Origin of the sequence: Vagococcus luciliae, from assembly GCF_024637875.1 — a bacterium.
Lineage (GTDB): Bacteria > Bacillota > Bacilli > Lactobacillales > Vagococcaceae > Vagococcus > Vagococcus luciliae.
The window spans coordinates 603,639-615,615 of sequence record NZ_CP102451.1 but is presented as its reverse complement, the minus strand read 5'-3'; the positions used below and the strand labels follow the sequence as shown (position 1 = coordinate 615,615).

The 11,977-nt window shown below is 33.7% G+C and carries 10 protein-coding genes; all 10 read right to left on the bottom strand.

What is annotated here, in order from left to right; translation table 11 throughout:
• Window positions 1-18: 18 nt before the first annotated feature.
• On the bottom strand, window positions 19-861 hold the full coding sequence (locus G314FT_RS03275; RefSeq protein WP_257702027.1) for an HAD family hydrolase: 843 nt from the start codon (window positions 859-861) through the stop codon (window positions 19-21).
• A 163-nt stretch (window positions 862-1,024) separates the two neighbouring features.
• Entirely contained in the window at window positions 1,025-3,307 is a 2,283-nt protein-coding gene (gshAB, locus tag G314FT_RS03270) for a bifunctional glutamate--cysteine ligase GshA/glutathione synthetase GshB (RefSeq protein WP_257702026.1), read from the bottom strand.
• 139 nt (window positions 3,308-3,446) lie between these two features.
• A complete protein-coding gene (locus G314FT_RS03265) occupies window positions 3,447-5,393 on the bottom strand; it encodes a PTS fructose transporter subunit IIABC (protein ID WP_257702025.1) in 1,947 nt (648 codons plus the stop codon).
• An 11-nt stretch (window positions 5,394-5,404) separates the two neighbouring features.
• Window positions 5,405-6,325: a 1-phosphofructokinase gene (pfkB, locus tag G314FT_RS03260; protein ID WP_257702024.1), complete on the bottom strand. Its 921-nt coding sequence runs from the start codon at window positions 6,323-6,325 to the stop codon at window positions 5,405-5,407.
• Window positions 6,322-7,074, bottom strand: a complete 753-nt coding sequence (locus tag G314FT_RS03255) for a DeoR/GlpR family DNA-binding transcription regulator (protein WP_257702023.1) — start codon at window positions 7,072-7,074, stop codon at window positions 6,322-6,324. The genes pfkB and G314FT_RS03255 overlap by 4 nt, the downstream gene beginning before the upstream one ends.
• A 100-nt stretch (window positions 7,075-7,174) precedes the next feature.
• Window positions 7,175-8,869 (bottom strand): arginine--tRNA ligase, encoded by a 1,695-nt coding sequence (argS, locus tag G314FT_RS03250; protein ID WP_257702022.1) that lies wholly within the window; start codon window positions 8,867-8,869, stop codon window positions 7,175-7,177.
• A gap of 236 nt (window positions 8,870-9,105) precedes the next feature.
• Window positions 9,106-9,591 (bottom strand): arginine repressor, encoded by a 486-nt coding sequence (locus tag G314FT_RS03245; protein WP_257702021.1) that lies wholly within the window; start codon window positions 9,589-9,591, stop codon window positions 9,106-9,108.
• Between the two features lie 58 nt (window positions 9,592-9,649).
• On the bottom strand, window positions 9,650-11,161 hold the full coding sequence (locus tag G314FT_RS03240) for a phosphohexomutase domain-containing protein (RefSeq protein WP_257702020.1): 1,512 nt from the start codon (window positions 11,159-11,161) through the stop codon (window positions 9,650-9,652).
• Window positions 11,162-11,391: 230 nt separating this feature from the next.
• Window positions 11,392-11,613: a hypothetical protein gene (locus G314FT_RS03235; RefSeq protein ID WP_257702019.1), complete on the bottom strand. Its 222-nt coding sequence runs from the start codon at window positions 11,611-11,613 to the stop codon at window positions 11,392-11,394.
• A gap of 11 nt (window positions 11,614-11,624) precedes the next feature.
• On the bottom strand, window positions 11,625-11,975 hold the full coding sequence (locus G314FT_RS03230) for an EF2685/EF0750 family sortase-dependent surface protein (protein WP_257702018.1): 351 nt from the start codon (window positions 11,973-11,975) through the stop codon (window positions 11,625-11,627).
• Window positions 11,976-11,977: the final 2 nt, after the last annotated feature.

Genomic DNA, 11,977 nt, shown 5'->3' with positions numbered 1-11,977 from the left:
TTTTTTCTTTAATGTTATTTATATCCAACCATTTCTCTTTAAACTATTAGCAATACCATCATCGTCTGCTCTATCAGTGATTTCTGAAGCTATTTTTTTCAAATTATCTGTAGCATTATCCATAGCTATCCCATAATCTACTGCTTCAAACATAACAATATCATTGTCCCCATCACCAAACGCGATCGTTTGTTCTTTTATCATACCTAATTTTTCTAATACAAACTCAATAGCATTTTTCTTATCAACACCTTTTACCGCAATTTCTCCACTTTGTGGACCAAATAATTCGACAGTTGAATGATATAGGTAACATTTGTCTCCAAATTTTTCAGCAATATCAGAAAAAGAGACTGTATTGTTGATAAATGATATTTTATTGACTGTTTTATAGTCAACCTCATCATGTTTATGTGATTTCAATACGTCTTCAAACCAAGCCATTTTATTGACTAAATCATCAAATGGCTCACCCGTATTTTTAGAAATTGTTTTCATTTCTTCTCTGATTTTCTGAACACAATTGTCACTACCAAATAATCCATCATTTGTTTCTAAATAATACCCGATGTCATTTTCTTTAAAATAAGTTAAAATAGCGTTAACAATTTTTTCATCCATTGTTTGATGTTTAACAACTTCATCGTTTATCACAATGTAGCCCCCACCTGCACCAATAATACCGTCAAACCCAACTTCTAAGATACTATCTAGAATTTCTGGTTTCGAGCGTCCCGTACAAATACAAGTCAAATTTCCTTTATCTCTAAATGCTCGAATACTTTCTTTACTTGAAGCTAACACTTGACCACTACTATCACAAAGAGTGCCATCTATATCAAAAAAAGCAATTTTCTTCATGTTTATCTCTCCTTGTTCATTTTTCATTTATTGTACTATTTTATAACTTTTCATTGCCATATTCAATCACTGATTTGCAAAAATAGAATAATTCATGCTCGTTATCAATATAAAAAAAGTAAATAGTCTAGAATATTTTTCTAGATTATTTACTTTAAGATAGTTAGTTATTCAACTGTGGATATAAGAGCCGTAAGACATCCATTGTCAATCGTTGTCCTACACCAGCATAAGGATAGATATGCATGTGCATTGCTGGGTTAAAATTAGCCTCAATGATACCATATGTTTGAGCATCTTGTTTATTGCCACGAATGGTGCTATCTGGAATAATTAAATCAATACCACAAATTTTGGCCCCTAACGCTTCAACTGCAGATTCAGCTATGTGTTTATAACTATCATTCATCTCTTCTGTCACATCTAGGGAATCGCCACCTGTACTAACATTTGAATTTTCACGAAGATACACACGCTGATTCTTGTTAGGGATACTTGTTGGTCTTAATCCTTGTTCTTTTAACATCAATTGTTCAATATCACCTAGCTGTATTTTTTCTAAAGGTGCTCGGTGGTGTGTACCACGTAAACTATCTTTATTTTTTTCTGCTACTAGCTCAGCGACCGTCTGTCTACCATCACCTAATACATTGGCCGGTGTTCGTAACATAACGGCTCTTGTCTTTCCATCTAGTACAAAAAAACGATACTCTGTTCCGGGAAGAAATTCTTCCACTAAAATACTATCATCTTCACTAAAGGCAATCCGAACCGCTTCATCATAATCTTCTTTTGTTGCCCCTTCTTTAAAAATAGAAATACCCAATCCATAATTAGTTGACTTAGGTTTCACAACAATAGGACTGTCTTTAAAAATAGGGTAAGAGATTAAGGCTTCAGCCACTGTTGAAAATTCTTTTCCTCCAGGTACATGATAGCCAGCTTTAGCTAGAACTTTTTTTGTGACTGTTTTATTTTCCATCATAAGTGGTACAACATAAGAATCTCGACTCGTCATATTAGCATTTTTAACATATTCAACTTGACCATCAAATGATAAACATAAAAATTGATCTACCCGATCCAACACTTCCACTTTGACCCCTTTTTGTATCGCATCAAACATAAAAATTTGAGTTGATAACTCCATATCTCGATAACCTGCTAATTGATACGGTTTTGCAAAGGCTTGGTCATAATAAAGATTTGCAAAATAACGTCCAAATTCTTCGTTAGTCCAATCTTTTTCAAGCATAAGCTCTAGCATTCGCCCTGCTAATGTCTTACTAGGATTTACCAACATTTTTTTTACCTCATCTAGTAAATCAGTACAATCAAAAGGTGCCGTTAATTGGCTATTTAATTGAATCATTCTTTCTAATAGCCACTCGCCTTCTTTTTGTAGTGTGGTATTTTCTAGCGGATGTTCTAAAGATACCTTGTTATTATAATCTGTTCCTAAATCTAACATCAGTTTAGCATCATCTGATTCTTCATCTAGAAATAATAGCGTTAATAAAAATAAATGTAAAAATCGTAACGTATTTTCAGCTATCCCTATACGTTCAAATGGATCTAAGTCAATATTACGAACCTCAATGTAGCTTACACCGTGTGTCAATAATTCTTCTACATTATCACTACCACGTAAACGAACAGAAGAATAGAATTCTTTCGTTTCAATTAATTCACCATCATCTACCAATTTTTCCAAATCCGAAACATATTGTTTAATTGTTTGATAAGAGACCTGAATCTCCGGACGATTGGTATAACCATATTCACTATTTCGGATACTTCTTACAGGCTGTTCTGGCTCTTGGTCCATGAAATACCCTTTATCGGCAAATGGACTAGCTCCAAATAAATACGTAATTAACCAGCGATAACGTAAATACTGACGTGATACTTTTAAATAAACGTCCGTTCTAAATGACGTAAAATCATTATATTCATTTTGGATTTGAAATAAATTCAATAATAAATCATGAGAAAATTCAAAATTATAATGGATACCACTTACCATTTGTTTTCTTTTACCATACACTTTTGCTAGATAACGACGATAGTTAATATCTCCTTGATTTTCTAATTTTGCAATTTTAATATCACGATCATCTTCAGGTAAATCAGGTGGCATACTAATAGGCCACAATCTTTCGTCATTTTCCATTGAACGCACTATCACGTCATGCAAAGCCTCTAACTGCTCGATAGCGCCTTTATCCGTATCAAAAACTTCTGTAATCAGTTCTGTTTGGGTCTCGCTAAAATCTGTTTGAATATATGGATGAAAACTACGACTACCTAAAGAAGTTGGATGGTCCGTTGTTGCTAATTGACCGTCAGATGTGACACGTTGACTTTCTTTTTCTAATCCTATTTTAAATCCAGAAAGAACGGATTGGATTCTTTCATCTGTTAAATGTGTTTGTAAACTTTTCATTGTCTTTGACCTTTTCCCTTTGTCTTTTCTAGTGAATATTATATCATTCCATGTTTTCAAACCATAATTTTTTGTTTATCCTACCAAAAAAAGTCAGTCGTTTAGGTTTAACATAAACGACTGACTTTTAAATGATTAATTAAGCTTTTGCTTTCGCTTGTTTTCTTTTAAGTAACGTTCCAAGAACAATGGCACTAATGAATGCTCCTAAAATAATGAATAATAGGTACATCAATGGATTACTTACTAACGCAATAACAAAGATACCACCATGAGGAGCCATTAATTTAATTCCTAATGCTCCAACTAAGCCACCAGTTACAGCCGCTCCCACAATAAAACTTGGAATCATACGTAACGGATCTGATGCGGCAAAAGGAATCGCTCCTTCAGTAATAAACGAGAATCCCATAATTAAGTTTGGTAGAGCTGATTCTTGTTCCTTTTTAGTAAATTGATTTTTAAATAACATAATTGCAATAAAGATTGCTAACGGTGGAACCATACCACCCGCCATAACGGATGCCATAACCACACTACCACCACTTTCAACAGTTGCTGCAAGTGTTCCTGTACCAAATAAGTAAGCGGCTTTATTGATTGGTCCACCCATATCAATAACCATCATACTTGCAAGTAACGCACCTAATAACGCCGCATTTCCACCTGAAAGGTTAGCTAAGAAATTGTTCAAACCGTTGTTAATCGCTGACATCGGAATATTAATAAATAGCATTAAGAATCCGGTAATCAACAGACCAAATACTGGATAGAATAAAATAGATTTAATTCCATCTAAAGCCTTTGGTAATCCCTTAAGAATAAATTTCAAAAAGACAATCACATAACCAGCAAGGAAACCACCAACTAATGCTCCTAAGAATCCTGAAGGAACAGTATCCGTTAATTGGCCAAAAGCAACCCCACTTGCTGACATTGCACCAGCAGCAAACCCAACAACCAAACCTGGTCGATCAGCAATACTTGACGCAATAAATCCAGCTAAAACTGGTAACATAAACCCAAAGGCTGTATCTCCAATTGTTTTAAAGTAAGCGGCAATTGGATGATACGTTCCTAATTGACTTAATTGATCTTGTGGTACACCTAGCATTTGGTCAATTAAGAATGCTAGGGCAATTGCAATACCACCACCGATAACAAACGGTAACATATGACTAACACCATTCATTAAGTCTTTATAAATTTTAGCCCCAACTGATCCAGAACTTGTTTCTTCGCTTTCTGACTCATTACCATTTGATGAATGATGATAAACAGACGCACTACCATCTGTTGCTAAGCGAAGTAATTCTTCTGTTTTCTTAATGCCATCACTTACTGGACGATTGACTAATTTTTTACCATCAAAACGTGCCATTTCAACATTTTTGTCAGCTGCGACAATAACTCCTGCTGCTCGAGCAATTTCCTCATCAGTTAATTTATGTTTAACCCCTTCAGAACCGTTTGTTTCAACTTTAATGTTAATACCCATTTCTTTGGCTTTGTTCTTCAATGCATCCTCAGCCATGTAAGTATGAGCAATACCTGTTGGACAAGCTGTAACTGCCACAACAAATGGTGCATCTTCAACTTCTTCCACGACTTCTTTTTCATCTTCATCTAACTTTTTCTCAGCCTTATCAATAATGGATAATACCTCATCAGGCGTATTGGCTTCTTTCAAATCAGCAATCATTCCGGGATTGAGTAATAAGCGAGACAGGCTAGCTAACGCTTGTAAATGAGTATCATTTGCACCTTCTGGAGCAGCAATCATGAAGAATAAATAAGTTGGTTGCCCGTCTAATGCTTCATAATCTAATCCTTCTTTACTTCTAGCAAATAAAACAGTCGGTTTAACAACCGCTTTGTTTTTAGCATGAGGCATGGCAATCCCATCACCCAAACCAGTTGTTGTTTGAGCTTCTCTAGCTAAGATTCCTTCTTCAAATACTTCTTTGTTGTCAATGCGTCCTGTGTCATATAGTTTGTTTACCATTTCTGTAATGGCACTTTTTTTATCAGTGGCTTTTAAGTCTAAGATCATGCAATCTTTAACTAATAAGTCATTAATTTTCATTTTATTTCCCCCTAGTATTCTTTTAATACATCAATCTCAACGCGTGATAATTGTTGGTTAATTTCTTCCGATGTCGCTAAATCGGCACTAAATGCTGTTGCACTTCCACAAGCAATTCCTGTTTTAAAAGCTGTCACAGCATCTTTGCCTTGACTTAATTGACTAACAAAACCTGCCACAACAGAATCACCTGATCCAACAGAATTAACTAGTGTTCCTGTTAAGCCTTTAGCACGATAGATACCTGTTTCATTAAATAAAACAGCACCGTTTGCTCCCATTGAAATAATCACATTTCTAGCACCTTGTTGAACTAACTTTTCACCATAAGGTAACATCTCTTCAAATGTTTTAAATTCAACATTGTATAAATCTGCTAATTCATGTTCATTTGGTTTAATTAATGATGGTCGATATTTCAAAACATCAAACAGACTATCATCACTAATATCTACTACAAAAGGAACTTGTTGTTCATGTGCCATTTTAGATAATGTCACATAGATATCTTTTGGTACCCCCATTGGTAGACTTCCCGATAAAATCAACCAGTCTTCTGGTGTCAAGCTACTAATTTGGACATTTAAGTCATCTAAATCTTCTTGCTTAATAGAAGGGCCTAATCCATTAATTTCTGTTTCTTCTTCACCTTTTAGTTTGATATTAATACGTGTATCACCTGACACATGAACAAAATTATTTTGAAGACCATGATTGATTAATTGTTCTTCAATAAATTTCCCCGTAAAACCGCCAATAAAACCAAGATTTTGAGATTGGACACCTAATTGAGCCAATACTCTTGAGACATTAATTCCTTTACCTCCTGGAAATTTGTACTCTTTCTTCGTCTTATTTAACTTACCTTCTTCAAATCCAGGTACATTGATGACATAATCAATTGCTGGATTTAATGTTAATGCATAAATCATTTTGTTACCTCCTTTATAGTTGCAACCCCTTGATACTGCGAGCGCTGTTTCTCTGTTAACTGATTTGTCAAAATAATTCCAGTATCGATTGATTCAATTTGAGAAAAATTCAACTTATCAAATTTTGTATCATCTACTAAAAAATAAACTTGTTGTGCTTGATGAATCGCCGTTCGTTTCATCATGGCTTCCTCAGGATCTGCTGTAGTTAGTCCATAAATCGGATGAACACCATTCGCTCCCATGAAAGCCTTATCAAAAAAATACCGTGTTAACTGTTCGCCACCAAGTTGACTTACTGAGGCTTTCGTATTTGGTCTCACCCTACCACCTATCATAATAGTGTCAATTCCTAAATCTGTAGCCATAAAAGCATGATGGACAGAATTAGTAACGACTGTGATGTTCTTTTCTTTTATAAGCGGCAATAATTCTAGCGTTGTTGTCCCAGCATCAACATAAATCATATCCCCTTCTTTCACTAAAGAAGCAGCCAATTGAACAATTTCTTGCTTCTTATGAACGCTTTTGGACGATTTTTCTTTCATCGTTAACTCTGGTTCTAAACGAAATGTCAATTTAGCACCACCATGAATACGAACCAACCAACCTTCTGCTTCTAATTCTTGTAAATCTCGACGAATTGTGGATTCAGACACTCCAAGTTCTTCAATTAATTCTCGAACTTTTATGACTTTTTTTGATTTTAATTCATCTAAAATTTTTGCTTGTCTTTCTTCAGTCAACATAACTCTCACTCCATACCTGTATTATACAATCACAAACAGTCAAAATCAATCATAAACAGTCATTTTTACATAAAAAAAGAAGAGGTTTCCCTCTTCTTGATTACATATTATCTGGTGATTGAATTCCTAGTAAACGCAATCCTTCTTTTATCACGACAGAAACTGAGTACACTAATGCCAATCTCGCTTCTTTTTCATTATTATCCTCTAAAATTTTAGTTTTAGAATAATATTTATTAAATTTTTGAGCTAAATCAATTAGATACTTAGCCACAACAGATGGTTCATACTTTTTATAAGCTTCTTGAACTTTAGCTGGGAAATTATATAAAGCTTTCACGACTTCCCATGATTCATCATCTGATAGAGAGTAATTTACTTCACTGGTTGGAGCATTCCAGTTTGCTTTTCTTAAAATACTTTCACATCTTGAACGAGTGTATTGGACATAAGGACCTGTTTCTCCTTCAAATTGGATGATATGGTCTAAGTGGAAGTCAAAATTATTTAGACGGTCATTTTTAAGATCATGGAATATTACCGCTCCTACACCTACTTGATGTGCCACTTCTTCTTTGTTTTCTAATGTAGGATTCTTTTCATTGATAATATTTTGTGTCGCGTTAATCGCTTCATTCAATACTTCTTCTAAAAGAATAACATTTCCCTTACGTGTTGATAATTTTTTACCATTTGATGTAATCAAGCCAAATGGAATATGTTTGATATCATCTGACCACTCATAACCCATTTCTTTTAAAACAGCTTTTAATTGTTTAAAGTGAATAGATTGCTCATTTCCTACAACATAGATTGATTCGTCAAAATCATAATTTTCTTTACGATACATAGCTGCTGCTAAATCACGTGTAATATAAAGTGTTGCGCCATCTGATTTTCTAATCAATGCTGGATTTAAATCATATTTTTCAAGGTTAACAATATCTGCTCCATCATCTGAAACTAATAATTCTTTCTCAAGTAAATTATCAATCACAGGTTGCATTTTATCGTTATAGAATGCTTCACCATTATACGAATCAAACTCAATACCTAGCATATCATATACTTTTTGGAATTCTTTTAATGACTCTTCACGGAACCATGTCCATAATTCGATAGCTTCAGTATCGCCATCTTCTAATTTTTTAAACCATGCACGAGCTTCATCATCCAACTCAGGGTATTTTTCAGCTTCTTCATGGAAGTGAACATATAAAGAAAGTAACTCACTGATTGGGGTTTCTTTAACTTTTGCTTCATCTCCCCATTTTTTGTAAGCCACAATTAATTTACCAAACTGTGTCCCCCAGTCCCCAACATGGTTAATTTTCACTGGTGTATATCCCACTTTAGCAGCTAATTCTGCTAATGAATTGCCAATAACTGTTGAGCGTAAATGTCCCATTGACATTGGTTTCGCAATATTTGGTGAAGACATATCAATGACAACATTTTTCTCTTGACCAAAAGTTGAATCACCATAATGATTTTTTTCAGATACCACTTCATTTAATACTGCGTTACTCACTTCTGATTTTTTAAGGAAGAAGTTGATGTATCCTCCCATTGGAGTAATTTGTTCGTAATTTTTTGTGTCAATTTCTTTAGATAATTCTTCTGCAATGACATTTGGTGCTTTTCTTTGAATTTTAGATAAAGAAAAAACTGGGAAAGAATAATCCCCATGGCTACTTACTTTTGGTTTTTCGATTAAATTTAAAACATCCTCATAGTTCAATTGCTCACCTAATGCAGCTGTTACATCATTAGCAATCATTTCTTTAAAATTCATAAAGTAAATCCTCCTCATATTAATAAAAAAACGTCATCCTATTAAGTTAGTGTCTTAATAGGAGACGACATAAATAGTCATAAACTAGTTTATTTATTCAACAATTACTTAATTAGTATTACTTTTATCACGAGTGTTCATCATTCCTACTCGGTATATTATAGCAATACTTTACTTAAAAATCTAACTAAAAATATAGATTTATTTATATTTTTCATTATTAGAAACACTCAATTTTAATTTAGCATAAATTGATCAAAGTACTCATAAACTTCTGTTGCATCATCTTTTGATTGAGACAGAATTAAAATCGTATCATCTCCAGCGATGCATCCAACTATCTCTTTAAATGTTTGACGAACATTATCTATTAAGACACCAATTAATTGCCCATTACCTGGAAGAACATTTAATACATTAGTAAATTCAATTTGAGTTAAAGATACTCCAACTTCTAATACCAATTTTTTTAATCGTTCTTCATCAGTGAATTGTATCTCATCATTCAATTCATCACTATCTATGGCAAGGATTTTATAGCAAGAAATGCCATCTTGACCATGACTCTTTATAATATTTAATTCACGCATATCTCTAGAAATAGTCGATTGTGTCGTGTGAACATTGGCGTCTTCTAAATAACGAATCAAATCGGCTTGATTTTCAATCGTATTATCAGAAATAACTTTTTTTAAAATTTCTTGGCGCTCTTTTTTATTCACGTGTCTCTCCTCTATCTTTCATAATAAATCGGTATTCATTATCTTACTAAATACAATTTTATTTCTCAAGACTTTCTTTTAATTTATCTGTGTTTAAAAAATCATATTGTGAGAAAAATGAAGACAATTTTTCTAATACTAATTGATTTTTTCCAACTTCATCATTTTCAACTTGAAGAACTAATAATGGTTCATGTAAACTCATACGTAATAAAAACCACCCTGAACCAAATTCTCCGCTCACATTGACGCGAATTCCTTCTTCATTGTCTACGTCAATATTAAATTCTTGCGTTTCTGCCACTAAATCATGCATCGCAGCAATAACCAATTCTCCTGATACTCGGTAGTCTTCACCATTAATTTTAAATCGAATTTCAATTGTCTCTTCAGGTTGTTTTAAATTCGCAATCAGGTCACTCAATTCTTGATTGTTTTCTTTTAATTTTGGCAATAGCATCAAGATTTTTGCTACAACATAAGCCCCATCATCTAGGAAATAATTTTCTTTAAACGCAGCATGACCACTTGTTTCAATAGATAGTGGTACATTGATCCCTTGATTATTTAATTCAATTCCTTTATTAATAACATTACGATACCCACATAAGTAACGAACTTGTTTTCCATCTAAACTTTCAATAAAATCTTTTAAATGGCTAGACGTTGGTGAATTCGTTACAATCGTTGCCCCAGGAGATTCTTCTAACACAATATGTGATAATACCGCAATTAAATTATTACGATTAATCACTTCACCTGTTTTGTCCACCACAGCTGCTCTATCAACATCCGTATCAAAAATCACACCTAAATCAGCTTGTTGATTTAAAACAGCTTGTTTAATACTCTCCATAGCTTCTTTATTATCTGGATTTGGGATATGATTAGGAAAATGACCATCAGGATTTAAAAATTGACTACCTATTGTGTCTGCTCCTAATACTTCTAATACTTTTCCAGCAAAAAAACCTCCTGCCCCATTTCCAGCATCTAATACAATGTGAAACCCTTTAAGCGGTTGTTTATTTCCAGTTTCTTTTTGTATTTTCTCTACTAAATCATTTGCATACGCTGATATCACTTCTCGTTTTTCAAGCGTTCCTTTTATCTTAGTGTCTTCCATGTGTACAGGAGCATGTTCTAAAATGAACGCGATATCTTCATGCTCTGCTCCACCATCTTTGGTAAATAATTTAATTCCATTATAATAAAAAGGCAAGTGGCTTGCTGTAATCATGATGCCAGCGTCTGCATTGAATGAGTCAAATTGCGTCGCCATAAACATAGCTGGAGTTGTTGATAATCCTGTATCTATCACATGAACATCTTCTGTTAATAACGACTGAATCAGTCCCTCTTTTATCGAGTCTCCAGACAAACGGCTATCTTGCCCAATAGCAATTCTAATAGGTGAATGTGTCACTTTTTTTTCTTTTCTTAACCAAGCAACTACCCCTTTAGCAATTTGTTTCGCTTGCTTTGCTTCTAAATTAGCTTCAAACTCCTCAGCAGAAATTGCTATACCTCGAATATCAGAACCATTTTGTAATCGTTTTAACTCTGTCATATAAACATCCTCCTAGTTAGGTACCTATCCTTTAATCTATTGTCATTATAGCAAAAAATAATGACATTTTCTGTTTTACTCGACAATTTTTCACGATAGACAGCTGATTTGATGAATAATGGGTATTTATCTAGTCGCTTATCATTCAGATACTAACTAATCTCCCTTATACTAAAAAAGAAAAGATCTAAAAAATTTAGATCTTTTCAAGTAAGTGTCTGTTTATTCAATTATAAGAAAAATTGTACTTGTGATTGAAAATTAATCCATAAAACAACGGCTAGCCCTATTTCTAATATGAAGAAAAAGAAAAATAATCCATCCATTACTAATGTACTTCTTTGCCAGTGTATTCTTTCTTTTTTTAAATCTTTTGAGAGTAAATACAAACCAATCGCTAAATTGACTAAACCCACAATTACTAATACATAAACCCATATTCTTGCGTCCATATGTATCCTCCTTATATGAGATAAATATCGTTATCCTTCTCACCTCTTTGTTTGCTGATACCAAAGATAAATAACATCAATATAATTAATAAAATCCCATTAAAAATCAACCAGTAGTTAATCAATTCACCTGTTTGTGGTAAGCGACCAGCCGTTTGTGGTAATTTATTCGTCGTCCCACCTGGTGTTTCTCCACCATTTGGCGGAACAACATTTGGCTTGTCAGGTTTCACTTCTGTGTCTTTAACAAAGCCCATACGTATGTCCGTTTGACCAGTATCCACTGCAAGAACAGAATGATCAACAATAACTAGTGAGAGCATTAATGTAAGAGCAGTGAGTAGAATATGTAATTTTTTCATTT